The sequence below is a fragment of the Chryseobacterium tructae genome (assembly GCF_030409875.1).
Lineage (GTDB): Bacteria > Bacteroidota > Bacteroidia > Flavobacteriales > Weeksellaceae > Chryseobacterium > Chryseobacterium tructae.
Map to the genome: position 1 here is coordinate 1,864,532 of NZ_JAUFQR010000001.1, position 24,601 is coordinate 1,889,132.

Annotated in this window: 24 protein-coding genes and 2 pseudogenes; 15 read left to right on the plus strand and 11 right to left on the minus strand. The window is 35.0% G+C overall.

The annotated features are described in order from the left end of the window. Positions 1 to 92: 92 nt before the first annotated feature. The 8 genes from QWZ06_RS09160 to QWZ06_RS09195 all read left to right on the plus strand — a co-directional run bounded on the left by QWZ06_RS09160 (position 93) and on the right by QWZ06_RS09195 (position 7,304). On the plus strand, positions 93 to 1,211 hold the full coding sequence (locus tag QWZ06_RS09160) for a DEAD/DEAH box helicase (RefSeq protein ID WP_290301320.1): 1,119 nt from the start codon (positions 93 to 95) through the stop codon (positions 1,209 to 1,211). A 49-nt stretch (positions 1,212 to 1,260) separates the two neighbouring features. Next, a complete protein-coding gene (locus QWZ06_RS09165) occupies positions 1,261 to 1,455 on the plus strand; it encodes a cold-shock protein (protein WP_290297415.1) in 195 nt (64 codons plus the stop codon). A 241-nt stretch (positions 1,456 to 1,696) separates the two neighbouring features. Further along, a complete protein-coding gene (locus tag QWZ06_RS09170) occupies positions 1,697 to 2,155 on the plus strand; it encodes a MaoC family dehydratase (RefSeq protein ID WP_290297416.1) in 459 nt (152 codons plus the stop codon). Positions 2,156 to 2,387: 232 nt separating this feature from the next. Continuing rightward, positions 2,388 to 3,302, plus strand: coding sequence for a hypothetical protein (locus QWZ06_RS09175; RefSeq protein WP_290297417.1), 915 nt, complete (start codon positions 2,388 to 2,390; stop codon positions 3,300 to 3,302). 315 nt (positions 3,303 to 3,617) lie between these two features. Continuing rightward, a complete protein-coding gene (locus QWZ06_RS09180; protein ID WP_290297419.1) occupies positions 3,618 to 4,100 on the plus strand; it encodes a nuclear transport factor 2 family protein in 483 nt (160 codons plus the stop codon). Positions 4,101 to 4,345: 245 nt separating this feature from the next. Beyond that, entirely contained in the window at positions 4,346 to 4,708 is a 363-nt protein-coding gene (locus QWZ06_RS09185; protein WP_290297421.1) for a hypothetical protein, read from the plus strand. A gap of 387 nt (positions 4,709 to 5,095) precedes the next feature. Next, positions 5,096 to 6,100 (plus strand): serine hydrolase domain-containing protein, encoded by a 1,005-nt coding sequence (locus QWZ06_RS09190; protein WP_290297422.1) that lies wholly within the window; start codon positions 5,096 to 5,098, stop codon positions 6,098 to 6,100. A gap of 286 nt (positions 6,101 to 6,386) precedes the next feature. Further along, positions 6,387 to 7,304, plus strand: coding sequence for a patatin-like phospholipase family protein (locus QWZ06_RS09195; protein ID WP_290297424.1), 918 nt, complete (start codon positions 6,387 to 6,389; stop codon positions 7,302 to 7,304). A 68-nt stretch (positions 7,305 to 7,372) separates the two neighbouring features. Here QWZ06_RS09195 and QWZ06_RS09200 read toward each other — a convergent pair whose 3' ends face one another. The 6 genes from QWZ06_RS09200 to QWZ06_RS09225 form a co-directional block, all read right to left on the minus strand. After that, positions 7,373 to 7,735, minus strand: coding sequence for a hypothetical protein (locus QWZ06_RS09200; protein ID WP_290297426.1), 363 nt, complete (start codon positions 7,733 to 7,735; stop codon positions 7,373 to 7,375). A 132-nt stretch (positions 7,736 to 7,867) separates the two neighbouring features. Next, complete coding sequence (locus QWZ06_RS09205) at positions 7,868 to 8,863, minus strand: lysozyme inhibitor LprI family protein (RefSeq protein ID WP_290297428.1); 996 nt, start codon at positions 8,861 to 8,863, stop codon at positions 7,868 to 7,870. A gap of 144 nt (positions 8,864 to 9,007) precedes the next feature. After that, the gene (locus tag QWZ06_RS09210; RefSeq protein ID WP_290297430.1) at positions 9,008 to 9,619 is read right to left on the minus strand and encodes a hypothetical protein; all 612 of its coding nucleotides are present in this window, start codon (positions 9,617 to 9,619) and stop codon (positions 9,008 to 9,010) included. Positions 9,620 to 9,656: 37 nt separating this feature from the next. Then, positions 9,657 to 10,457, minus strand: coding sequence for an FRG domain-containing protein (locus tag QWZ06_RS09215; protein ID WP_290297432.1), 801 nt, complete (start codon positions 10,455 to 10,457; stop codon positions 9,657 to 9,659). Between the two features lie 50 nt (positions 10,458 to 10,507). Further along, on the minus strand, positions 10,508 to 10,993 hold the full coding sequence (locus QWZ06_RS09220; protein WP_290297434.1) for a GNAT family N-acetyltransferase: 486 nt from the start codon (positions 10,991 to 10,993) through the stop codon (positions 10,508 to 10,510). A gap of 305 nt (positions 10,994 to 11,298) precedes the next feature. After that, positions 11,299 to 11,532: a helix-turn-helix domain-containing protein gene (locus QWZ06_RS09225; protein ID WP_290297436.1), complete on the minus strand. Its 234-nt coding sequence runs from the start codon at positions 11,530 to 11,532 to the stop codon at positions 11,299 to 11,301. 91 nt (positions 11,533 to 11,623) lie between these two features. Between QWZ06_RS09225 and QWZ06_RS09230 the strand changes: the two genes are divergently transcribed. After that, the gene (locus QWZ06_RS09230; protein WP_290297437.1) at positions 11,624 to 12,163 is read left to right on the plus strand and encodes a hypothetical protein; all 540 of its coding nucleotides are present in this window, start codon (positions 11,624 to 11,626) and stop codon (positions 12,161 to 12,163) included. A 482-nt stretch (positions 12,164 to 12,645) separates the two neighbouring features. On the opposite strand, the gene QWZ06_RS09235 is transcribed toward QWZ06_RS09230, so the two are convergent. Both QWZ06_RS09235 and QWZ06_RS09240 read right to left on the minus strand, forming a co-directional pair. Next, a complete protein-coding gene (locus QWZ06_RS09235) occupies positions 12,646 to 13,737 on the minus strand; it encodes a phage tail-like protein (protein WP_290297439.1) in 1,092 nt (363 codons plus the stop codon). After that, positions 13,734 to 13,862, minus strand: a complete 129-nt coding sequence (locus QWZ06_RS09240) for a hypothetical protein (RefSeq protein ID WP_290297440.1) — start codon at positions 13,860 to 13,862, stop codon at positions 13,734 to 13,736. The genes QWZ06_RS09235 and QWZ06_RS09240 overlap by 4 nt, the downstream gene beginning before the upstream one ends. A 684-nt stretch (positions 13,863 to 14,546) precedes the next feature. On the opposite strand from QWZ06_RS09240, the pseudogene QWZ06_RS09245 reads away from it, so the two are divergent. Both QWZ06_RS09245 and QWZ06_RS09250 read left to right on the plus strand, forming a co-directional pair. Next, positions 14,547 to 15,058, plus strand: a pseudogene (locus QWZ06_RS09245) (GNAT family N-acetyltransferase); the annotation flags it as partial. Positions 15,059 to 15,172: 114 nt separating this feature from the next. Next, positions 15,173 to 15,517: pseudogene (locus QWZ06_RS09250) on the plus strand (GNAT family N-acetyltransferase); the annotation flags it as partial. On the opposite strand, the gene QWZ06_RS09255 reads toward QWZ06_RS09250, so the two are convergent. The 3 genes from QWZ06_RS09255 to QWZ06_RS09265 form a co-directional block, all read right to left on the minus strand. Continuing rightward, on the minus strand, positions 15,509 to 16,366 hold the full coding sequence (locus QWZ06_RS09255) for a LysR family transcriptional regulator (protein WP_290297441.1): 858 nt from the start codon (positions 16,364 to 16,366) through the stop codon (positions 15,509 to 15,511). The pseudogene QWZ06_RS09250 and the gene QWZ06_RS09255 overlap by 9 nt on opposite strands. A gap of 169 nt (positions 16,367 to 16,535) precedes the next feature. After that, positions 16,536 to 17,282 carry a copper chaperone gene (locus tag QWZ06_RS09260; RefSeq protein ID WP_290297445.1) on the minus strand — a complete coding sequence of 249 codons (747 nt, stop codon included), beginning with the start codon at positions 17,280 to 17,282 and terminating at the stop codon, positions 16,536 to 16,538. A gap of 2 nt (positions 17,283 to 17,284) precedes the next feature. After that, positions 17,285 to 18,823, minus strand: coding sequence for a tyrosinase family protein (locus QWZ06_RS09265; protein WP_290297447.1), 1,539 nt, complete (start codon positions 18,821 to 18,823; stop codon positions 17,285 to 17,287). Between the two features lie 338 nt (positions 18,824 to 19,161). Between QWZ06_RS09265 and QWZ06_RS09270 the strand changes: the two genes are divergently transcribed. From QWZ06_RS09270 to QWZ06_RS09285, 4 genes are all read left to right on the plus strand, one after another. Next, positions 19,162 to 19,836 (plus strand): hypothetical protein, encoded by a 675-nt coding sequence (locus QWZ06_RS09270; RefSeq protein ID WP_290297448.1) that lies wholly within the window; start codon positions 19,162 to 19,164, stop codon positions 19,834 to 19,836. 448 nt (positions 19,837 to 20,284) lie between these two features. Then, positions 20,285 to 21,820, plus strand: coding sequence for a PIG-L family deacetylase (locus QWZ06_RS09275; protein WP_290297449.1), 1,536 nt, complete (start codon positions 20,285 to 20,287; stop codon positions 21,818 to 21,820). Then, positions 21,817 to 22,788: a hypothetical protein gene (locus QWZ06_RS09280; RefSeq protein WP_290297451.1), complete on the plus strand. Its 972-nt coding sequence runs from the start codon at positions 21,817 to 21,819 to the stop codon at positions 22,786 to 22,788. Before QWZ06_RS09275 ends, QWZ06_RS09280 begins: the two co-directional genes overlap by 4 nt. 100 nt (positions 22,789 to 22,888) lie before the next feature. Next, entirely contained in the window at positions 22,889 to 24,580 is a 1,692-nt protein-coding gene (locus QWZ06_RS09285) for a sodium:solute symporter family protein (RefSeq protein ID WP_290297452.1), read from the plus strand. The last annotated feature ends 21 nt before the right edge of the window (positions 24,581 to 24,601 follow it).

The following is a 24,601-nucleotide window of genomic DNA, read 5'->3' on the forward strand; positions in this document are numbered from 1 at the left end:
TAGAAAAAATTTCTTTGTTCATCCTAATAATACACCCATTCAAATTCCAGAAAGTGAATTTGCTTACAAAATATCGGAACCCGAAAATTATGATGAGTTTCAAAAATTTAAATTTAATCAATCCGATTATCCGTGCTGTTACAGAAGCAGGGTATTCAAAGCCTACTGAAATACAGTGTAATGCGATACCTCATGTTCTTGCCGGAAAGGATATTATTGGATGTGCTCAGACAGGTACGGGAAAAACAGCAGCATTTGCAATGCCTATCCTGCAGCTTCTAAAAAAATATACTCCTGAACATAAAGAGATAAGAACATTAATACTTACTCCAACCCGCGAATTGGCGATACAGATTGAAGAGAACTTTGCTGTTTACAGCAAATATTTGCCTTTATCACAACTCTCTGTTTTTGGAGGAGTTCCGGTAGGTAATCAGCTGGCTGCTCTTAGAAAAAGAGTAGATATTCTGGTGGCTACACCGGGTAGATTGTTGGATTTGGTCAATCAAAGACATATTGATCTTTCTAAAATAGAAATATTTGTTTTGGATGAAGCAGACAGAATGCTTGATATGGGGTTTATCAATGATGTAAAAAAAGTTTTGAGACTCATTCCTCAGAAAAGACAGACATTGTTTTTTTCAGCTACAATGCCCGCAACGATAAGGAAATTTGCAGAAACCATTCTGAATAAACCTGTAGAGGTTACTGTTTCTCCGGTGTCTTCAACGGCACAAACGGTGAAGCAATCTGTTTATTTTGTTGAAAAAAGGGATAAAACAGGTTTACTGATTGATTTGTTGCAAGACGAAAACATGAGACGTTCATTAGTTTTTACCCGTACTAAACATGCAGCCAATAAGCTGGTTCAGCAATTGGAAGGGGTAGGGATTTTTGCCGCAGCAATTCATGGGAATAAATCTCAGACAGCACGACAGAATGCACTTGATGATTTTAAGAGCAGTAAGATTAAAGTATTGGTCGCTACAGATATTGCAGCCAGAGGAATTGATATTGATGATCTTCCGCATGTAGTAAACTATGAGCTTCCCAATATTCCGGAAACTTATGTTCACAGGATTGGAAGAACCGGAAGGGCAGGAACGGAAGGTACCGCCATTTCATTTTGCGATGCCGATGAGCGTTTAGATCTTAAGAATATTCAAAAACTGATTGGCTTCACAATGCCGGTCAGATCATTTTACAAATAAAATCTGTAGAGTTTACAGAAAATAATATATAATTTTAATACTCATTACAATGCAACAAGGCACAGTAAAATTTTTCAATGAAGCAAAAGGCTTCGGATTTATTTCTCCTTCAGACGGGAGTAAGGATATATTTGTACATTCATCAGGGTTAGCCACAAGAGAAATCCGTGAAAATGATAAAGTCGTTTTCGATGTACAGAAGAGTGATAAAGGTTTAAATGCTATTAATGTAAAACTGGCATAAGTTACCCTTTAATATCATCTGTTTGAAATAATATTATTTTCAATTTCAGTATCATATTTTTATATTTTTATCAATTCAAAGTCCAAGAACCTTTGGTTTCCGGACATATTGTTTGAAAGAACATGGATGCAAATTAGATTACTTTTTATTTTCATTATGTTCATTGGCCTCTCACACGTTATGTGAGAGGCTTTTTAGGAAAAGAATACGAGCCAGCTTACTATAAAAACAAGAGAATAGAATGATTATCATCAACAATTTTATTGAATATAAAGCTTTGGAAGGCCAACTGGTTGGGTTTTCTGACTGGCACACCATAGACCAAAAGCAAATCAACAAATTTGCTGAAGCTACTTTAGATGATCAGTGGATTCATATTAATAAGGAAAGGGCTGAAAAAGAAAGCCCCTTTCAATCTACCATTGCTCATGGCTATTTACTATTATCATTAATTCCTTATCTCTGGAAACAAATTGCCGATGTAAGAAACGTAAAAATGGAAATCAATTATGGGATTGAGAACCTCAAATTTGGTCAGGCTGTAACGGTAGACAGCGATGTAAAACTTCAAGCAACCATAAAATCGGTTACTGACCTCAGAGGAACCGTAAAAGTAGTGGTTGAAGCAAAGCTTTTGATAAAAAATCAGGGTAAACCTGCTTATACAGGAGATGTAATCTTTCTATATCATTTTTTGTAAGCAAAAAAACAATGGTTTTTGACAATGAGTTGTATGCTTATTGGTGGATATATAACAATTGAGAAGAAAATTTCTACCGAAAAAAACTTCGCCAACTTTAAACTGTTAAAATAAGAATAATACCTTTAAATTTGCTTCGAAGCCAGGAGATTCCGGAACGCAAGAGTGTCCTTTTTATGAATCAAATATTTTTTTGAGAACAGCGTTATAATCAATAATAAACTATTTAATTATGAAGATCAGATACTTTACCCTTCTACTGGGAATGTTTTGTGCTCCCCTTTTTGGACAGACTCCTGAAAAGATCACTTTTAAAGATACCCAGAACCATTATTTGAAATTGGTTCCGAAGGATAAAGCTGAAGGGATACTTGTTATTTTACCCGGAGGAGGTGAAAATGGCGAAAAAGTAATGAATCAGATTAATCTGGATGATCTGGCATTGGAAAAAAATCTCATCGTATTACTTCCAACCTGGGAAGATGGGGATTTTGGATTTCATACAGAGCAGAAGTTTTTAGACAGGATTGTAAAAGATACAGTGGAAAAGCATAAAATTTCCAAAGATAAAATATCAATTGGAGGACTTTCCGGCGGTGGAATGCTGGCGGTTACCTATGCTGAAAGAGCAATCAGGGATAAAAACACTTACTTTACACCCAATTCTGTATTTGCTCTTGATCTGCCCTTAGATTACGAGAATATGTACTACAGATTGCAGAGAGAGATCGAAAGAAACTACTCTGATATTGGAACTAATGAAGCTAAGTTCTTAACTGCCGAAATGGTTGCTGCCATCGGTACACCGGATAAAAACAGAGTCAATTATCTAAGAGAATCTATGTTTTCTTATCGTGAAAAAGATGGTGGCAATGCAAAATATCTTCTGAATATTCCTGTTCTGATTTATACAGAACCGGGGATTATATGGCAGATGGAAAACAGAGGAAGGGATATTTACGACCTTAATGTGGCAGATATTACAGCGATGATTAATCTATTGCGACTAAAAGGCCACAAAAACGCTGATCTTGTCATCACCAATGATCGTGGAATTCGTCCGGATGGTACAAGACATCCTCATTCCTGGAGCATCATGGATTCTAAAGAGTGTTTAAACTGGATATTAAAACATATGAAGGCATAAAGTTGTCACAGCTCCACTGCACAAAGTCTCCTGACTTTGAGCCATGCAATTAAACATATTTTGTAAAACACGCTCCAAAGTCAGGAGGCTTCGCAGAGCGGGGTGAAAGAAGTTATAAGAAGGAATAAATAGTTACAATAGTTTTGAGGTTTAATTGCCTACAATTAGCAGGTACGGTAATGATATACTTTTTTTGTTTCAACGTTAAATTTTGCAATAGTTTGAATGTCATAACAAAAATGATAATTTAGTCTTAGATAAATATCTTATAAGACTAATGCATTCAATCATTAAAAAATAACTAAACAAAATAATATGAACAAAATAATATTGATTCGATTCTTCTTATTGGCAATATGCTTTGTATCAGGGGCTAGATACCATTCACAATCCAAAACTTATGAACCCGTTTCAAAGGAACTTTATAATACGATTATAAAGAAAGATAGTCTTCTTTTCAGTGCAGCCAATGCAGGAGATATTAGTACGCTTAAAACTTTTTTTACTAAAGATCTTGAATTCTTTCACGATGTCGGAGGTTTAGCAGGATATGATGAGACCATTGATAATTTTGAAAGAGTAGCCAAAAATTATGGATACACCAGAAGGATTCTTGTTCCTAAGAGTGTTGAAGTATACCCAATAAAAGAGTATGGAGCAATACAAACAGGTCTTCATCAGTTTTGCCGTCTGGAAAATAAAAAATTAATTAATTGTGGAACTTTCAAATTTGTACATATTTGGAAACAAACTCCTGATGGCTGGAAAATTTCGAGAGTAATCAGTTATGGACATTAGTATACCCACTGCGTAAAGTCTCGACTTTGAGCCATGCAATTAAAAATATTTTGGGAAACATACTCCAAAGTCATGAGACTTCGGAGAGCGGACTTTAGGTATTGATAAGGCAAGACTTTCCGCAGAAGGCTTCGGCAGCAAAAACCTAATGACAGATAATATTTCTGAACAAGGGAAGGCGAAAAGGCGTAGAGTGGAGCTAGTGAAAAAATAATGATAAATACTATAATAATAAAGATAACATTATGAAAAGCATTCTTTTTTTAATTTTTCCTGCTATTATGTGTAATTGCCAAACAAATAATATTAAGATCAGTTCAAAGCCAATTAATATTACAAGAAAAATAATTTCTGTTAAACAAGATAAAACGGTAAGCGTCCTAATAGCTGATAATAAAGATGTCATAGAAATATTCAAACCGAATACCAATGATGTTTGTACTAAAATTGAATTAGGGAAAAAACATTCTTTTAAAGCAATATGTGTAAGTTGCTTAATACAGCAAGGTGTTGACTCTCCCAAAATATATATATTAAATGATTCGACCATAATAAAGTATAACAATTATTATACAGCAGAGGAGGCTCAAAATATTTGTATTAAATAATTTTTTACGAATATTGTCTATTGCATAAAGTTTCCAGACTTTCAGCAGAAGGCTTCGGTAGCAAAAATCGCCCGCTGGGCAAAGTCTCCTGACTTTGAGCCATGCAATTAAAAATATTTTGGGAAACATACTCCAAAGTCATGAGCGGCCAGACCCCAAACGAATATAAAAATACCAGGAAATAAGTGCCAATTTATGCACTTTTAAGCTTTTGAAACCTCTTCTCATTTTTGTTATATGAATTTTGCATGTAAATAATTCAAATTACATGTTATGAAAAAGTTCTTATTACTAGTTGTTGTTATTTTTATCACCTCGTGCAGCAATGACGATTCAAACTCCTCAGCCGATAGAAAAGCACAGGCACAGCAAAAACTTGATAAAGCTTTGTCCAACTTCCCGGGCTTAAGCCTTAGTGTAAAGACAGCTTCCGGGAATTATACCCTGGTTGCAGGAGACGCGGTAATTAATGAAAAGCCGATGGTTGCTTCTGCCCTTCACTATATGCAGAGTATTTCAAAAACCTTTACCGCAGTGGCTGTCCTAAAACTGAAAGAGGAGGGCAAAATTAATCTCGATGCCAGGGTAAACACCTATCTTCTTGATATTTGTAATCATCTGCCAAACGGAAATATCATTACAGTAAGGCAACTGCTTACGATGACATCAGGCCTTCCTGATTATTTAGATAACGATCAGTTTTTAAACGATGCTGTTACAGGGCCACTGCCTATGACGAGCGAACAGGTATTGAGCTATATATACAATCAACCTGCAAAATTTGCACCCGGTACTTCATTTGGGTATTGCAATATAAACTATCACTTGCTGGCTCTTATTATAGATAGGGTTACTCCAAACGGGCATCGAAAGTATATTACGGACAAAATAATTAACACCATTGGACTTTCCAGCACCTATTATATAGCGGGCTCGGCAAGCATTACGGCTCCTCAGGGGACGACGGCCAGCTATCTGGAAATAGATGGTGCTTTTATCGATATGAGCCACTTGCAGTTGGGTACAGTCCTTACGTTCATTGGTGATGACGGTATTGTGGCTTCTGTTCAGGATATCGCGGGATTTTATTACAAGCTGCTCCATGACAAAACGGTATTGTCACCCGCATCACTGGAAGAAATGAAGGTTGCGGTGAGTGATCAGGGTACTCCGATATATGGTTTAGGGCTGTATTTTTATAAAACCAATAGTGGCCTGCAAGCCATCGGCCACGAAGGTAGTGGGATCGGAGCCGGTGCCTATGCTTTTTATTTTCCTTCCAAAAATACCAGCGTCGTCCTGTGTACAAACGCGGGAACGCTTACCGATGCTATAAAAGAGAAACAATTACGAACATTGTATGAGGAAATTACAGGGATATTGCTTGAGTAAAAACTAATTTAAACCGCTGCATCTCGTTCCTTATTTACGAAGATATCTGATAATAACGAGCCATTAGCAAGCAGTAATGGAAAGAGGAGTGAAGAAATTGCCAATAGTCTCTCTGCTGCGCAACGTCTTCTGATTTTGAGCTGGGAGCGGAGGATTTAATTTCCATCCATGGAATAGTCAGGTGAATGTATGTTTGGTGTACTCAATCTTGTAGTTGGCTGAATGTATTATGAATAACATATTTGATTTATTATTACATTAGTACTACGTTAATTTTAAATCAATTATGAAAGCATTGGTCATTTCAGGAGGAGGGAGCAAAGGTGCTTTTGCTGGTGGGGTAGCTGAACATCTTATAGAACATCATAAAAACGACTATGAACTCTTTGTAGGAACTTCAACCGGAAGTCTTCTGATTCCTTTTCTGGCTCTTGGAGATATCCAAAGAATTAAAAAGTTGTATACCACCATCGAGCAGTCCGATATTTTTACGGTTTGTCTGTTTAAAATAACGAAGAAGAACGGTAAAGTAAAAGTAGGGATCAACCATCTTGGGATTATCAGGCAGTTTATAAAAAGACAAAAGACATTAGGAGACAGTACCAACCTCAGAAATCTTATCCGCAATAGTTTTACAAAGCAGGATTTTGAAAGAATAAAAGAACTGAAAAAAGAAATTGTAGTCACAGTAGCCAACCTTACAACGCAGCAAATAGAGTATAAGTCTTCTAATGAACACCGTTATGAGGATTTCTGCGACTGGATCTGGGCTTCATCCAATATGGTTCCTTTGATGAGCTTATGCCAGAAAAACCGAAATGAATATGCCGACGGAGGCTTTGGAAACCTTATCCCTTTACAGCATGCCCTGGAAAAAGGAGCATCATCCATAGATACCATTGTATTGCGGCTGGAAAAAACGTCATACAATAATCCACCTCTCCAGAATGTATTGGATGTTTTTGCCCGTACCACAGATTTTATGCTGAATCAGATTGCCAGTGACGATCTTATTATTTCACAGTTGGAAGCGGCAACCACCAACGTACACATCAATTTCTTTTTTATCAACAGGATACTCACCACCCATTCATTTATATTTGATAAAGAAGAGATGACGAAATGGTGGCAGGAAGGACTGGAGCTTTTCCAAACCACCGAATGCAAAAGTTTATTGTTAAAAGCGAAGCCTGTTGATCTATGAATTTTGAATCGTAAAGTCTTTGGATTTGACAGGTAAATAAGGTTGTTTTCTTTAAGCTTGCTTCAAAGTCAGGAGACTTCGGAGAGCGGGTTTGTCCAATCATCATTATTTGTGTTTTCAAATATACTTATTAATTTTTCAGCTAAAACAATGTTTGCTTCGTCTGAACTTACTCCTTCAACAAGATTTATTTCTCCTGTTGGCATATTTAATATATTCTCTTGAGCATAATTGATGTAAGCCCTGTAGGTATTGTTTTGAATATTTGCAACAATTCCAATTGCAATTCCATATTGATTCAAAAATATATTAAAGAAATCGTAGTAATCCAGTTGAGCTTCCATATATCTAGAATGGATGAATCTTTTTACATCATTACTACCGTCAAAAAAGTATTTTAACATTTTTGAATTAAAATTTGGATTTCCCATAATTATAAGTTTTTATTTTTAATACATTAAACTTACTACATTAATTCTAAATTTTAAAATTAGTGCCTGAAAATGAAAAATTATAAAAAGAATGTTAAGTGTTTTTTCTAGAAAAACAAACAAAATATAAAATTAATTGTAATTGTTTTTTCTTAAAAAAATTTCAAATTCACTCTTTATACTTTCAATTTTTTCCTCTGTAATTTGTTTCAACGCAGATGAGTGAATCAAATGGTACATAGAACCTCCTTTAAAAGAACTAGCGCGATATAGAGCCACAGATTCTCTATATTTTTTCCACTTCTGAATACTTGTTTTAAACAGTTCAATATTCATTGAGTGATCTTCATCAACATTTTCTTTATTATGAATAATAAATTCAATTAGAAGATTTAACTCTTCATCTTTTTGTTTAAAACTATTATCTGCTTCTTCATTCATTTCTATTTGGGTTTCAGGTGAATTTGGATATAAAATTTCCCAAACAAAATTGTTGACTAACTCTAAAAAATCTTTACAATTGTTGAAATTTTTAATAATTACATCTTTTTCTATATTTATATTTGTAGCAAATTCATGACAAAAAATATGTCTAAATTCATAAGTATCCTTTATACTTTTTACAATCTCTGGTATACGATTTCTTCTACTATCATTTAAAATATTTGAAATCTTATATACTGAAGTTTTATTAAAGTTTTTAAGTTCATCTAGAAAATCTTTACCAATAATAACCGATAAATTTGAATTTATATCCTCAAAATTGTTGAATGACAATATATGACCTACAAGCTCTCCTACAGTTATAGACTTTGTTTGTATAGCTGCAATTATTTCAAAATCTAATTTTATATTTTTTGATTGATTAAAATTCGAAACATTTTTATTATATGGTTCTCCGAAATCTACAAACTCTTTTACTATTGATTTGAAAAAAGCTTCAAAACAAGCAACCGTTGAAATTGGTATATATTTTAAAATCTCAATATTATAATCTCCGTTATAATTAATAAACTCACTTAATGCATACTCAATATGATTAAGTCTCGAGCTAAAATCATGTCTAGAATTAAATTCTGTTCTAGATTTTATTGCCTTTATTTCTTGTATAAAATCTCTTTTTGCCAATTTTCAATTTATGTTAAAGTTTTTTTTCATTGGGTTCTTAAAATGATCTACTCCATTATTTCCAAGTTTTTGTAATTCAAGTGTCCAATTTTTAAACGATTTGAACATTTCATCGGAGGTGTAGGATTAATGAAAACAACATATTTATTGTAATATAGTAAAGTTAAAATATTCTAGTCTACTATACATTTCCTTAATTTCACTGAAATTAATTTCTATTTTACCGCTAAAGCTAATTGTTATAATATTCGAATTTGTTTTTGTGAAAAGGTGTATTAGCATTTCCATGCCGTTATTTCCTTCGAATTTTTTAGCCCAATTTTCAAAGAAAGTAACATAATCAAAATAAATGAAATTTTCGTCAGAAGTTATAAAGCCTTTTAATCTTTCTTTAGCATCATCCAATTCGTTTATAAAAATTTCCAATTCTAAACTAAACGAAAACAAAATATAGTAAAGAATAATCTGCCCTAACCCATCAATGATGCACACTTTGTCTTCATGAAACATTACTAGAAAACTATCTAGATAATGTTGAGGAAACCCTATTTCTTCTTTATACTTACTTGAATAAATATCTCCGATTTTAATTGTTGATAGTTTTTCTAAAAACTCTCTTTTTTCATCTCGTAGAAAGAAATATTTTCCGTTATAACATTTATAGAGCCCGTCATAATGATAATCCGAATATTTTGAAAATCTTTCTGTTAAAGAAACATATAAAAATTGTAATTCATTATAAAAATTTTTATTCATTTTGCTTATTATTAAATATTTTGTATTGAATGACTTTCTATTTATTCCAATAAATTTTATTATTACTTTCAGAAGTTATTTTTCTAATCCTTTCTACCTCTGTTGTGTTATCTTCAGTTGAAGCAAAATAAATAAATTCTTTAAAACCTTCATCTAAATAGTTAGAAATTTCAGCTTTTACTGCTGGTGATATATATATTTTTGTCAAATAATGATTGATATAAGGAATTTCTTCGATCGGCTTATTAATATCTTCTGATGTTAAAATAATGAAACTTCCATCTTGTCTAAATCTTCTAATTTCTCCAGCGTAATTTTCGAAGTCATCAGGAAACTGAGAATGGTGTTTCACCATATAAGCTTTATCAAGATCAAATGGGTTTTGATTAAAAAACTTGTAGTCTTCTTCTCTTTGAAAATTAATTAATTGATCACCATAGTAAGGACATTCGTACAAGTATATCACGCCGTCATGATTAATATATGTCTTCGATTCATCGTCAATTGCAAAAAACATTGCACTGTTAAAATCTTGACTCCAATCAGTTAGCCTGGTATAAAATCCCAAATGTTGTGCTTGAAATAGATTATGCCATTCCTGCGCATATTTGGTATAGTCTTTATCAAAGTGTTCTAAAACGTTTATTTTAAGTGTTTCTTCATTATAATTTTCAAAAAAGATTTTTTCTTTTTCAAGAATATCAGCATCACTGAGGTCAGGATTTCTGGTAATGCTTGGTTTTATTGGCCAATCATTGATCTGCCCTCTAAAGAATGCTAAGTATGGAGAGAATCCGTCTTTTCTTATTTTTGTGCTGAAAGAGAGTAATTCTTCCAAAGTATTAGGTCGAAATGTTTTCATGATTAAATTATAAATATGATTTGGAGTTATTTTAATGGCTCAGTTTTTTTAAAGCCTAATTTATTATTAATATCTATAGTAGTAAAATTATTTTGCTGAGTTATTGCTTTAACGATTTTTATTTGTTCTTTTTCAAAAGCTTTTTGTATAATTCTAATCTTGATTTCTGTACCAATTTTACGATTTCTGTATTGAGGATGAACTCCAACTGTGTCTATATAAAACATATTTTTGTGTTCAAAGTCTGTATTTCCATATCCATAGCCAACGCATCTTTCACCCTCCAAAGCCAGACAAAAAAATAAATCTTCTGAACGAAACGAGTTTAATTCTAATAATGATTTTTCGGATAAGAGATTTATTTCTTCAGAAATTTCATTATTAATTATTTCTTGGATCTCTAAAAGATCTTCAGCTTCTGTTTTACTGAGAACCTCTCTAATAACAATATTATTATTTAATTGTGCATGATTATTAAAGTTTTCTCTATGTAAAAGGTATACTTCTCCCATTATTGATTATTTTTAAATTGTTCTTTACTTTTCTTAAAACCAATCTGTTGAAAGCTCCAAACATTCAATGCAGCAGAAATAATTATTATTAAATTCAATTTCATTTTTTGCATATCATGAAAATAAAATTGGTTGTAAATCAATTTATAGATTATTCAGATTCAAATGTATTAATCCTCTAAATAATGGCGTTATGGCTTCCCGTAAACAACAAAAATAAAAAGGACTTCCAAATTTTTAATCAGTACTTTCACTGTATTTCTAGAAAATTTTCATCACAAAAAAATCCCAACTTTCGTCAGGATTTATTCATTTATAAGTTTAAAGAAATCAGATAAACTAATTTTTCTTGCTTCACATATTTTAAAAAGTGTTTCAACAGGTATTCTGTAGGTTTCTTCACTTTTAATTTTTCTAATGGTACTTTCTTCTACACCATGACTTTTGGCAAAAGAATTTTGTGACTTGCCTTCTTGAAGCCAAGGTATCAACCATTTTTTTGTAATGTATGAACAAATTTTTTCGTTTATATCTGTCATATAACAAATGAAATAATTAAATAATAAAAAATTACGGTCGATCGACCGTAATTGAATTTCTTTTATTACATTTATAAAAAAATACAACCTCATGAAAAAAATAAAAACAGATTTTGACACCCGGTTTCGGGCGGATAAGAAGCATTCAGGATTCCAGCTGATAGAAAATTTCTTTCAGTTCAATGAGCTGGATGTTTCCAAAAAAAGGCTCAGCAATATTATGAATTATGCAATAAAAAAGAATAGTTGGATCAATGAAGATCCGGCGGTTATCTTTCAGTTTCATCAGTCGATGCGGTCGTTGATCCGGGCAGGGTACCTCATCATGCTGAAGGAAAGAAAATGGACTGTAGATACCCAGCCGGAAAAGATTTCCCCGTGGCTTCTGGGCCTGCTTTCGGAGAAGGAATACCGGAATCCGCTGCTGGTTTTCAAAAAAGCATTCAGAGCATACACCCTCAAAGAATTTGATTATTTTATGTCCGGAATCGTCTATTTCTCCATGGGTGTCTATGAAAATCTACCGGAAAGAAATATGGTGATGCCCTACATTCATACTGTTAAAATGCTGGATGCAGCACATCTTATCATTCAAAGAAGGCGAGAAAAGAAAATGGCTGACATTAATTGAGGATAGGAGGGTTGTGTATAAACTATTGATTCAGATGGTTAATGTATTGATGATATGTCTTTAAACGCAAAGTTTTAGCTACATTATGCGTATTTTCAGGGAGCAAAAGATAGGATCAACTTTGTTGATTCGTCGAAGCATGCGGATAAATATACCGTTTAATCAGCGACAAAGTCATATTCCTTTGCCTCCTTACAATAAGGCGGAATTACTCATATACTTTGCGTTTCTTTTTACTCAAGAAATAATTTCAATATGATCTCCAGCTGAACAAGTTTCTTGACTTTGAGCTCGTAAAGTCGTAAGATTATTTTCTTTAAACTGCTCCAAAGTGAGGAAACTTCGGAGAGCAGGGAGCAAGTGATGTGAGCATCCCTTATGTTTTCACATCCATAAATGTATTGTAAACTTTGCCGATAAATAAGAAATGCCCCTAAAAAGTGTCTAACTTTTTGGGGGCAGTCTATTTTAAGAGCATTATATTATTGTGCTCTTACTTGCTCTATCTTGATGTATATTTTAGAAAGGTTGGGCTGGGCACTGCCTGAAGTGGGTGCTCCTGCCATAATGGTTGCAGTATAAGCGGTTTTTGAAGAAGCATTACTGTCTATCCAGGTATATCTTCTATGCTCAGGCCCGCCACTGGCTCCATCTATAATCCCTACGTTCCCCCAGTAAGCGTTTCCTACTGCCCCTGTGCCTTGGGGATACCATGTAGCTGAAGCATCTGCCATACCGCCCCATACTCCTGAAGTAATATTGTTTGTTGTTACAGCTGCGCCAATATAACCACCATATTCGGTGTTATAATTCCAATATAGGTTAACGGTAGCTCCTGTATTATTATACAATTGTACATTAGGAATTGCAGCGGTTGTCCCACTTGTGGTATCAAATATTACCCTGATCGAATACTTACCATCTGGGGTAGTTAAAGGAAAGGTATAGGCTTGTTTCCCGTTGGAATCGGTTGTGAGGGTAGAATATCCCATCGCAGCAAGATCTGAAATGTCTGCACGGCTGGTATTTCCCACTGTAGCAGTACAGTTTTGTGCAGCTGTTAAGAAAGGAATTGCAGTGCTGTTCATAGGAAGAGTCATATTATTACCAGTGGTAGGAGTTCCAGTCACTGAGAATACCAATTCGCCATCACCAAACTCTAAAATTCCGGGTCTTAGCTGGAAGGTTAATCCGTTCACTGTAAAAGGTGCTCCTGAATTATAAGTGCCTCCGTTTCCTTGGGTATAGGTAACTCTCAGGTTTCCGTTGAAAGGAGTACCAGCAGTATAAGTAGAGGGATTTAAATAAGCTGTGGTACATTGTAACGCTGAAATCACCGGAGCGATGGTGTTTGTAGCCTGTGTAAGTCTTTGCCATACTGCGCCGTCAAAATAATAATAGCCCATAGCAGTAACATTAATACGTTGTCCTGTAGCATCGCCACCAGTTACATCCGTAATATAAATTAATGCTCCTTGCTGATCGCTGTTATAGGTTGCTGTATTGACGGTAAGCTCAGCTCTTGTAAGCCTCGGAGCCTGCAATCCGAATGTTTGGGAGTTATCCGTAATCACTCCTGAAGTATCTCTTTAGCAGATACATCCACAGTTGTTTTGGGTAAAGTTGTATTAAATCCTACTTGGGCAGATGAGAATCCAGTAATAAGAATAGCACTGAATAGTGTAAATTTTGTTTTCATGTTAAGGTGTTATTTGGGTAAGTCAAATATAACTTTTTTTTAATAAAAAAATAAAAAAAAGGCTTTATAATTGAATAAAATTAATTAATTCGTAATATTATATTGAAATATAGGGATTTTTAATGCGTTTATAATGTTTTTAATGCCAGTGTTTTATGTTTGGTTAGAGCTGTTTATGTCAAATTCTGTCAAATTCTATTTTCTCTATAATAAGATGATTTTTTTTAGATATACAGATATTTGTATTTATTCTAATGTCTTGAAGATTATAACATAATGTATTAAATTGTGCTAGGTCTAAAATATCCAGTTGAATTCCCTTGACAGAATTCTCAATCATAACATTCTTCGAGTGTTCTTTGATTGAAAATATAATGGGTTGATAATACATTTTATGACACAAAGGTTTCATTTTTGAAACTGTTGATGATAAGAGGGGAAAGCATTACAACTTCGTTGCCGATTAAGCGTGAGGCAAAAATGGCTGTTTCATCGAATCAACTTTGTTGATTCTGTTCTTTGCCTACTTACGATAAAGCAGAATAATTAATGAACTTTGCGTTCATTCTTTTAATGCAAAAAACAAATCAAATAATTAAAAAATAGCATTTTTCCGCATTATTCTACAGGCTAATTTTGCAGGAATAAATAGATGGGTTGAACTATGAATGGAAAGTATAAAATATGGAAATAATAATAACAAAAATTACAGAAAACGATATAACAGAATTACAGGAGATCAGTAAAAAAACATTCTTTGAAACCTTCTCCGAGGATAATACAGAAGAAAGCATGGCGCAATATCTTGAAACAAGTTTGCAACAGAAAAGCTTCATGCCGAACTTAACGATAGAAACTCCGAATTCTACTTTGCCAAGCTTGATCATAAAGTCATTGGATATTTAAAACTCAATACCGGCTCATCACAAACTGAAATGAAAGGAGATGATGCGCTTGAAATTGAAAGGATATATGTTTCTAAAGATTTTCACGGAAAAAAAGTGGGACAGGCTCTTTATGACAAAGCGATTGCTATTGCCAAAGAAAAAAATGCAGATTATGTTTGGCTGGGCGTTTGGGAAAACAATCGACGGGCGATTAGCTTTTACCGGAAAAATGGGTTTAAAGAATTTGATCAACATATTTTCATGCTCGGAAATGAAGAACAAACCGATATTATGATGAAACTGGATTTGAAAAACAACACCCCGAAAATTGAATTTTTTATAAAATCATTCGAAGAATTATCCACTATCGAACTCTACAACATATTAAAATTAAGAAGCGAAATATTTATTATAGAACAAAACTGTGTGTATCAGGACATTGATGATAAAGATTTAAAATGTCATCACCTGATGTGTTTTGTTGATGGAAATCTGGCGGGTTATACCAGAATTGTTCCACATGGTTTGACCTACGAAGATGCTTCCATTGGTCGCGTTGTGATCGGTACAGCATATAGAGGATTGGGACTTGGAAAACAACTGATGGAAAACTCGATCAAAGGCTGTCAGGATATTCTTAAGGAATCAAGAATTCGAATCAGCGCACAATTGTACCTGTTGAAATTTTACAATTCACTGGGTTTTAAAGAAGTAGGAGATCCTTACGATGAAGACGGAATTCCGCACATAGAAATGGTGTTAAACTAATTCCAGAATGTTTTTAAGAATTGGATTAGGGTCGTCTTTTCGCCATTGGATGTACAAATCGGTAACAAAGGGGAGTGGTATAAAATGGATTCCGGTATTTTGGTGAAGATGATAAGAATGCGGCAGAATCGAAATACCTAATCCGTTTTTAATTAATGAAATAATGGTAGATCCAAACTCACAGCGAATATAAGAATCAGGATTGATTGTATAAAAATCAAGAACTTCCTGAACCAATACATTGTAACTGCTGCCATCATCTCCTGTGGTTAAAAGAAATTTTTGCTCTTTTAATGTTTCTGCCGAAATATCAGATAAGGTTTTAAAATGATGATCTTCGGGAACTACTAAAGACAGATTTTCCTGGCATAATTTCTTTTCATTAATTCCTGAATACGTATTGATATCACGGGAAAAAGCAAGATCTATCTTATAATTTTTAAGATAATCCTCCTGAATCTCATTAGTAAGCTGAAACAATTCCAGATTCAGATTGGGAAAAGCAGCAGAAACCCTTTTTACAAAATCAGGTAAAACGGAAGAGGAAATAGAATCGGGATGTGCAATTCTTATCGTTCCATATTCGCCTAAATGAATTTGTCGGGCTAGCTGATGAAAAGACTCCATTTGACTAAGCTCTTCACCCCATTTCTCCTGTAAAAATTTTCCTGCAGGAGTAAGCTTCACATTTCGTTTGTCACGATAAAACAACTGAACACCCAGTTCACTCTCTAAAGACTGAATGTTCCGGCTCAATGCAGATTGTGTAATATTCATTTTCGCCGACGTATTCCAGAAATGAAGTTCCTTTGCTAATGCCAGAAAATATTTGAGCTGTTGTAAATCCATTGATGCAAATTAATCATTAATTAGGCAAATTTAATAAGTAAATTGAATTAAAAACCACCTGATTGAAAATTATACAAATACAAAAATGAGGCTGTCTCAAAAGTCAAATAATTTGACTTTTGAGACAGCCTCATTTGGATATAGTAATCTAATTTTTTTTAACAGCAGATCAACGTCTGATAGGATTTTCAGGGATTATGATTCTCAGTAATTTCAACCTCAAATCTATACGCCAACGGGGAGCTTGCGGATGTTCCATATGCTCACTCAGCATAATAAAAGTGACGATCAGCATCGCCAAATGATGTCCTTGTGGTAATAACATCGGGAGAAGCATTAATGCCCAGCCTGCGCCAACACACCAGAAACCGTGAGTAATCCCAAATGAAAAAGCATCCTGATAAGCTTTTGAACCCCACGCTGCCAAAACTGGATGATAATGTCCCCTGTTAAGGCACTTTTGCTTAACGGGAGAAAATTGCCAGATTAAGGTGATGATTCCAAAAATAACTGCCGGAATAAAAGATCCAGGCATCTGAATACTCACAAAAATGATGAAAATGTTTAATAAAAACCCGGTTACAGTCCACATCAAAACATATCCTGTTATAAAAAGAATGACCAATAAAAAGCTCATACTTTTAAAACTTTGATTAATGATGCTCTGAATAGGAATAATAAGCTTGGGAAGCATCATGGCCAATACTATCAATATCCATCCGGTCATCATTTCAGAGAAAGGATTTATTTTGAGGATCATTTTTAATGAAACGCTGCTTCCGTTACATAAATTCATCTGACAATGTGCTGCTGTAAGCAAATTGCCGGGATTGAAAAGCAGGATAAACCAACAGATAATGCTGAAACTCCATACACTGTAACTTATGAGGTTCCGATTAGCATTTGATCTTTTCATTGCTATTGTTTTTCTCTGTAAACACTTATTCTTCCTACTGTAATTTTCGTATCGGATAAGATTTCGTTATCAGGAGTAATGGCAACATCTAAAGATTTTAGATTCTCAAGATCATTTTCAAGATGCAGCTCATCAATGATATTGGTAATGTCTAAAGAAAAGCTAAGTCCGTTACCTCCTCCGTGAGAATCGTCCAGTGATGCATTGCGAAGTCCAAAAAGCGATATAAATCCTATATGTTGATTGTTTACAGAAACTTCAAGCGTATTGGCGTTGATATTTCCCTTCACATTCTCCAGAACCAAATAGATACGGTCAGGAATTTCATCTGCAGAAGCTCTTAAAAGGCTTGTAGAAACTTTCTTTAATCCTTTATCAGAAAAATTAACGGTAGTTTTGGTTACTGCATTCTTAATTTCAAAAGAACCTTGGTTGGCAGCGACTAATTCTGTTGGTTTCTCATTATTATCCATAGTAGATTCAGTTAGTTGAGCATCATCCAAAATCGGAATTCCTAGTTTTCTCAATCTTTCAGAAGTCGTATCGGCAGCGGCAGGTTCTACTTTTGTTTTAAGATCATCATAGCTGTAATCCAAAAGATCAAGATTGGTTACATCATTGGGAGTATACGTCCATTCTTTTCCATCAAGTAAAGGCATTACAAACTCACGTTCTCCAATTTCCTTCGGGTCTCCCAGCCATTTTTTCTCTGATGGATTCTTGTTTCCCCTGGCATTCCACGATGCCCACATTCTGTCAATATTACAGTGGTGAAGATAAAAGATAGGATCCAGTGCTGCAGCGTTAGGATCAGACATAAGACCTTCATTTCCTTTAACAACTCCTCCTACGTCATTATGAACAAAATTGTGAGGATTGGTTTCTAAACTTTCTTCAGGAAATATCGTTCCATAATGTGAAAAATCAGTTTCAGGCCCTCCGAAACAATTTTGATTACCAGTGTATACTGTCTTAAGTTCACAATTTTGTGTAACTCTTGGCTTGCCGTCCTTGAATAATTTGATGTAAATATTTCCGTCATTATCAGGGCCGTGTCTTTCTGTAACAAAAAGAGGATTAGGAGTATCGCGGTCTAAAAACGGCCTAGTAAATGCCGGAGGTATTTTATTTTCTTTCTCTCCACCAAAATAGTTCCAATACGGTAAAGCCCAGTCATCAGGCCCATTAAGTTCTATCACTATTGCTCTGATCTGAATTTCCAAAGCCATAAGATAGCCACGATGCCATGGGGCAAAATACCAGGTTTGGTGCTGACATTGATTCCAATACTTATCTTTTATATCTTTAGACGGAAAAGGGCTTGTAGGTACCTTTGGCGGAGCTTTAATAGTATTCCAGTCAATACCATCAGGATCCCCGGCAAAATTTTCACCGTGAATGGCAGCAAAAAACCACCAGCTCGTCGGATCATCCAATTTTCTGGATTGCATTTCAGCAACTGCTCTTGCATACCAGTATAAATCGGGATTATCAAACGTTCCTTCCTGATTCCACGCGTTTTTTCGTAAGAATTTTTTCATGTATTAATAGATTTATGATTATAGTTATGGGATTAAAGCCAAATGTTATTTTGTCTTCATTCTCACTGTAAAATTATTATTAAAAAAAATCTTGTCTATCAGTAGTTATACCTAATCTTGTATTGAAAGAAGGTTTTGTGATCAGAAAGAAGAACAGGTTATTGTCTTGCAGGCGCCGCTTTGTAAAGTTTAATTTGCTTTGAATTAACAATTTTATAAAATATGATCAGGCCTATCCAGCTATATAATGTCATAATTTTTTCTATATTTAGAAAAAAATGGCTTATGTCTGCATTTTGCGTTCTACAGCCTTTCTATGAACCCATATAAAAAGGACAATGCCAATAAATCAATTACCTCCGGATGGAGGTATGCTCTATAAAGAAACAGATATGGCTCATTTCTTTCCTGAGCCGTTAAATGCAATCACTGCTTTATTATTTTTAGCCATAGCTATTTTTTGGACCCTTAAAATGAAAGGCAATCTTAAAGAATATCCTTTTTTAACCTACTGCCTGGTGTTGTTATATATTGGTGCCATAGGGGGAACTGTTTATCATGCATTCAGACAATGGCCGGTGTTTATCATGATGGATTGGATGCCCATTATGATATTGTGCTTCTCTGCCGGATTTTATTTTTTAGCGCAGAGCCTCAAATGGTACTATGCTATTGTAATGGTTCTTGTATATCTGGTGCTCACGTTAGGGTTGAGAAATTGGATTTTGGTAGATAACCCTTCTCTCTTTATCAATGTAAACTACGCCATCATGGCTTCATTTGTACTTTTCTCAGTATTAAGTTATCTGATTTATACCCAATGGAAAGCTGGCAAATGGGTAGGCTTTGCTTTATTGTCGTTTGTTTTCGCTCTCACTTCCCGAGTCATTGATAAATGGGAATGGTTGGACTTCGGAACCCACTTTTTATGGCATACCTTTGGAGCGATAGCCACATTCTGTATGTTTAATTATATCTATCTTACACGGGATGTAATTAGAAAAAATAAGTAGCTTTTATTTTCTTTAAAAAAATGAATATATAAGTATCAATCCTCGAATTTCTTCTAAATTTGTCGAACCTCTGGATTTGTGATTGAAGGAGTTTTCCACAGCTCTGCAGATTTTATAGATAGTTGTAGATGATTTCTCTCGCAGATTTTGCAGATGGCGCTGATTTTATAAAGGGGCTAAACCTTATAGGTTTTAAAATTTATGCATATTAAAAACCTATAAGGTTTGATCCGATAATTCCCAAAAGATCTCAGAATTCTTATGGAGAATTATCTGCTCAATCTGCTGTATCTTAGAGGATGGTGTAAATTTTTATAAAAAATAAAAACTTTTGTATCTTTTGTGATTAATAAAAATTAAACAGTTTTTTTATGAAATTCACAGTTTAACTATTTTACTATTGAAAGAAAGATGATTTACTTATATTTGTCCTGCAAAGTAAAATTAAATGTTCAAAAAAGTAAGCACTGTATTTATCCTTGGATTTTATACGGTTTTTTGTTCGGCCCAGCAGGTCCGGCCTTCAAAATCATCTGAAATTTACCGGGAACTCAAAACCCTTAAACAGTTACCTAAAGTTTTATACCTTGCCGCTCATCCTGATGATGAAAATACAGGATTACTCTCCTGGTTAATTAACGATCAGAATGTAGAAACGGGCTATTTGTCTTTAACGAGAGGAGATGGTGGTCAGAATTTATTAGGTACAGAACAAGGTGCTGCATTGGGCTTAATAAGAACGCATGAGCTTTTAGAGGCAAGAAAGTTAGACGGTGCTCAACAGTTTTTTACCCGTGCGATTGATTTCGGATTCTCTAAAAATACGACCGATACCTTTAAACAATGGAATGCAGACAGCATTACGGCGGATGTAGTCTGGGTAATCCGTAAATTCCGTCCTGATGTTATCATTTGTCGTTTTCCTCCTACTGCTGCGGCAGGCCACGGGCAACATGCAGCTTCGGCTGTAGTTGCTGAAAAAGCTTTTAAGCTGGCAGGTGATAAAAATGCTTTTCCAGATCAGCTAAAATATGTCAATGTATGGCAACCCAAACGCGTATTATGGAATACTTTCCGCTTTGGTGGGGTCAATACAACAGCTGAAAATCAACTGAAAGTTACCGTTGGGCAATATGATGCACAATTGGGAATGGGCTATGGTGAGCTGGCAGGATTAAGCAGAAGTTTGCATAAAAGCCAGGGGGCAGGAACACAATCTGTAGCTGGTATCAGAACTGAATATTTTTCTCATGTTATTGGTGAACCGGCAAAAACAACACTTTTTGACGGAGTGGTGAAAACCTGGACTTCACAGGGGAATACTGACATTGATCAATCTTTAGATACAATTATTTCTGCTTTCAATTTCAATAATCCGGATCTTAGTTTGCCTGCTTTACTTGCTTTGCGAAAAAAGGTGATGGCGCTAAAAGATGGAGATCAAAAAAAGGATAAACTTAAATCTCTTGATAGTATTATATTAAGCTGTGCCGGATTTATGGGTGAGGTGGTTACCAATCAGGCTGAAGCTGTTGCCGGAGAGCATTATAATTTCAGGTTAAATTTGATTTCAAGAGCTGCAAGTCCTGTTGTTTTAGAAAATGTAAAATGGTTAGGTCAGTCAGAAAGCTTGAATAGAAAACTATCCAAAGATTCTTTAATTACCATTCAGCATGACATTCAGATTCCTGCTGATGCAGCACTCACAGAACCTTACTGGTTGGCAAAGCCAGCTACGAATGCGGCAACATTCTCTGTTCCTAATGATACTTTAGTCGGTTTGCCTGAGGCAGAATCACCATTGAATGTCTTGCTTGGTTTAAAAATCGGTTCTGAGAATTTTGAGGTTCAACTTCCTTTATCTTTCAAGAAATTAGATCCTGTGCGTGGGGATGTCGTAGAAGCTTTGCGTATTGTTCCTGCATTGGAACTGAAATTTACACAACCCTTGTATGTGGCCAAAGAAATGAAGATTTACATTTGAGTTTAAATGTTAAGGTTAATTCTAACAAACAGTTTAATAAAGGGGTTCTAAACCTGATGTATAATGGAGAGCGATTAGGCAGTGCTAATGTAAATTCACTCAATGGAAAAGATACCGCCATCGATTATGTTATTCCAAAAACTAAGCTTGCTGCCATACACTCATCTCGTTTACAATTGGATGCTAATTTTGTTGCAGATGGAGCCACTTATCATAAAAAACAAGTATTAATTCAGTATCCGCATTTGCCTTCCTTACAATATTTTACGCCTGCAACGGTAACCGTCATGAAAGGTGATATTCAGGCGAAGGTTAAAAAAGTGGGATATATAGAAGGAGCGGGTGATTTCATTCCAGAGTTCCTACGCATTGCAGGTATCCAGGTTGATGTTCTGAAAGACGAAGATTTTTATGGTACCATAGATCAATCCGGTGGAAATGGTAATCAAAATAAACTATCTCAATATGATGCCATCGTATTGGGTGTTCGTGCCAATAACACAGAGAAAAAACTGGGTCGCTGGATGCCTTTCTTATGGTCTTATGCAAAAGCAGGAGGTAATTTGGTGATGCAGTATAATACCAATCAGGATACCACCGTTGATCAATTGGGAATGTATAATTTCAGTATTGCCAATAAGAGGGTGACCGAAGAAAATGCAGCGGTTAAGTTTTTAAATCCAAATCATAAATTACTGAACTTTCCGAACAAAATTACTACGGATGATTTTAAAGGCTGGGTACAGGAGCGTGGTGCCTATTTCCCTGTTCAATGGGATGCGGCATATGAACCGCTTTTTGAAATGCACGATACGGATGAAGAGCCTCTGCAGGGATCAACTTTATATGCTAAATACGGAAAGGGTAATTTTATTTATACCCCGTTAGCATTTTTTAGACAGCTGCCAGCAGGAAATGTTGGGGCGGCACGTTTATTTTTAAACTTTTTATCTGCACAAAAAAACTGATGAACAAGCAACTTAAAAATTGGAATATCTGGTACATACTATTAGCTGTTGCATTAGTATTGCAGATCGTATTTTATTATTGGTTTACTAAATTTTGGGCATGAGTACTATAGATTGGACAGTTCTTATTTTTACACTTGTTGTAGTGGTGGTTTACGGCGTATTGATCGGTCGTGGGCAAAAAAGCAACGAATCCTACCTGAAAGCAGATAATAAAATGCCTTGGTATATTGTGCTTTTAGGGATTATGGCTACCCAGGCGAGTGCGATTACATTTCTTTCAGCACCAGGCCAGGCTTATACAGACGGCATGCGTTTCGTGCAGTATTACTTTGGTTTGCCTTTGGCGATGATTGTGATCTGTATCACTTTCATTCCGATATTTCAGCGCTTAAATGTTTACACTGCTTATGAATACTTAGAAAATCGTTTTGATAAAAAAACAAGAGTACTCACTTCATTGCTATTCCTTTTTTCCAGAGGTTTATCAACGGGAATCAGTATTTATGCTCCGAGTATCATTTTGTCAAGCGTTTTAAACTGGAATATTTACTTAACCAATGTTTTAACAGGGGGTATTTTGATGATTTACACTTATGTTGGTGGTGCAAAAGCGATCGCTCATACCCAAAAGTTACAGTTTCTCATTATTCTGGGAACCATGGCTTTTGCAGGGTATCTGCTTATTCAGAATATGCCGAATGGAATTGGTTTTAACGATGCACTTTACCTGGCAGGGAAATCCGGAAAGCTCAATGTCATCACCACAGAATTCGATTGGAAAGATAAATACAACATCTGGAGCGGGCTGATAGGTGGGTTTTTTCTGGCTCTTTCTTACTTCGGTACGGATCAGAGTCAGGTGGGGAGGTATATTACTGCGAAGGACAATACCAATGCAAAAATGGGCTTACTGCTGAACGGATTGGTTAAAATTCCAATGCAGTTTGCTATTCTTTTGATTGGTGCTTTGCTTTTTGCTTTCTTTTCGCTAAAACCGGCTCCCATTTATTTTAATGAAAGATCTTATCAATATTTAAAGGAAACAAAACCTGAACAGGCTGCAGTTTTTGAAAAAGAACATCAGGATTTACAATTCAGATTTAATGCTGAATCGAAAGAAATTTTAAAATTAAAAGAGACTAATTCTCCTGAGCTTAATAAAACAATTCAAGATTTTAAAAACACACAAACCGAGGTGAAAGAGCTTCACGGAAGAGTAGAGGAAGCGATTAATAAATCCAACTATAATGCTGAGAAAACGGATACCAATTACATTTTCCTGTATTTCGTAAAAAATACATTGCCTGTAGGAATGATCGGATTACTGTTTGCCGTCATTTTTCTGGCCAGTTGGGGTTCTATTTCGGCAGCGCTCAATTCTCTTGCTGCCTGCTCATTAAAAGATGTTCATCTGATATTTAAAAAAGATATTCCTGATGATGCCACCGAATTGAGGTATAGCCGTCTGCACACTTTAGCCTGGGGGATTTTCTCAATTGGTGTAGCTATGTTTGCCACGCAGATGGGCTCCCTTATTGAAGCCGTTAATGTATTAGGCTCTCTTTTCTACGGTCCGATATTGGGGATTTTCCTTGTCGCCTTTTACTATAAAAAAATCACAGGCTCCAATGTATTTATTGCGGCGATATTATCAGAAATTACGGTTATTTCCGTTTATCAATTTGATATCGTTTCGTTCCTTTGGCTTAACGTAATTGGGGCAGCGGCAGTCATTATATTTTCTGCAATCGGGTTATTGTTTTATAAGCCGAAAGAAGTAAATTCGTAAACAAATAATAATAAAAACAAA

Coding starts and splice junctions, on each gene's coding strand:
- QWZ06_RS09160 (WP_290301320.1), top strand. CDS start 93: ATGAGTTTCAAAAATTTAAATTTAATCAATCCGATTATCCGTGCTGTT.
- QWZ06_RS09165 (WP_290297415.1), top strand. CDS start 1,261: ATGCAACAAGGCACAGTAAAATTTTTCAATGAAGCAAAAGGCTTCGGA.
- QWZ06_RS09170 (WP_290297416.1), top strand. CDS start 1,697: ATGATTATCATCAACAATTTTATTGAATATAAAGCTTTGGAAGGCCAA.
- QWZ06_RS09175 (WP_290297417.1), top strand. CDS start 2,388: ATGAAGATCAGATACTTTACCCTTCTACTGGGAATGTTTTGTGCTCCC.
- QWZ06_RS09180 (WP_290297419.1), top strand. CDS start 3,618: ATGAACAAAATAATATTGATTCGATTCTTCTTATTGGCAATATGCTTT.
- QWZ06_RS09185 (WP_290297421.1), top strand. CDS start 4,346: ATGAAAAGCATTCTTTTTTTAATTTTTCCTGCTATTATGTGTAATTGC.
- QWZ06_RS09195 (WP_290297424.1), top strand. CDS start 6,387: ATGAAAGCATTGGTCATTTCAGGAGGAGGGAGCAAAGGTGCTTTTGCT.
- QWZ06_RS09200 (WP_290297426.1), bottom strand. CDS start 7,735: ATGGGAAATCCAAATTTTAATTCAAAAATGTTAAAATACTTTTTTGAC.
- QWZ06_RS09210 (WP_290297430.1), bottom strand. CDS start 9,619: ATGAATAAAAATTTTTATAATGAATTACAATTTTTATATGTTTCTTTA.
- QWZ06_RS09220 (WP_290297434.1), bottom strand. CDS start 10,993: ATGGGAGAAGTATACCTTTTACATAGAGAAAACTTTAATAATCATGCA.
- QWZ06_RS09225 (WP_290297436.1), bottom strand. CDS start 11,532: ATGACAGATATAAACGAAAAAATTTGTTCATACATTACAAAAAAATGG.
- QWZ06_RS09230 (WP_290297437.1), top strand. CDS start 11,624: ATGAAAAAAATAAAAACAGATTTTGACACCCGGTTTCGGGCGGATAAG.
- QWZ06_RS09240 (WP_290297440.1), bottom strand. CDS start 13,862: ATGAAAACAAAATTTACACTATTCAGTGCTATTCTTATTACTGGATTC.
- QWZ06_RS09255 (WP_290297441.1), bottom strand. CDS start 16,366: ATGGATTTACAACAGCTCAAATATTTTCTGGCATTAGCAAAGGAACTT.
- QWZ06_RS09260 (WP_290297445.1), bottom strand. CDS start 17,282: ATGAAAAGATCAAATGCTAATCGGAACCTCATAAGTTACAGTGTATGG.
- QWZ06_RS09265 (WP_290297447.1), bottom strand. CDS start 18,823: ATGAAAAAATTCTTACGAAAAAACGCGTGGAATCAGGAAGGAACGTTT.
- QWZ06_RS09270 (WP_290297448.1), top strand. CDS start 19,162: ATGCCAATAAATCAATTACCTCCGGATGGAGGTATGCTCTATAAAGAA.
- QWZ06_RS09275 (WP_290297449.1), top strand. CDS start 20,285: ATGTTCAAAAAAGTAAGCACTGTATTTATCCTTGGATTTTATACGGTT.
- QWZ06_RS09285 (WP_290297452.1), top strand. CDS start 22,889: ATGAGTACTATAGATTGGACAGTTCTTATTTTTACACTTGTTGTAGTG.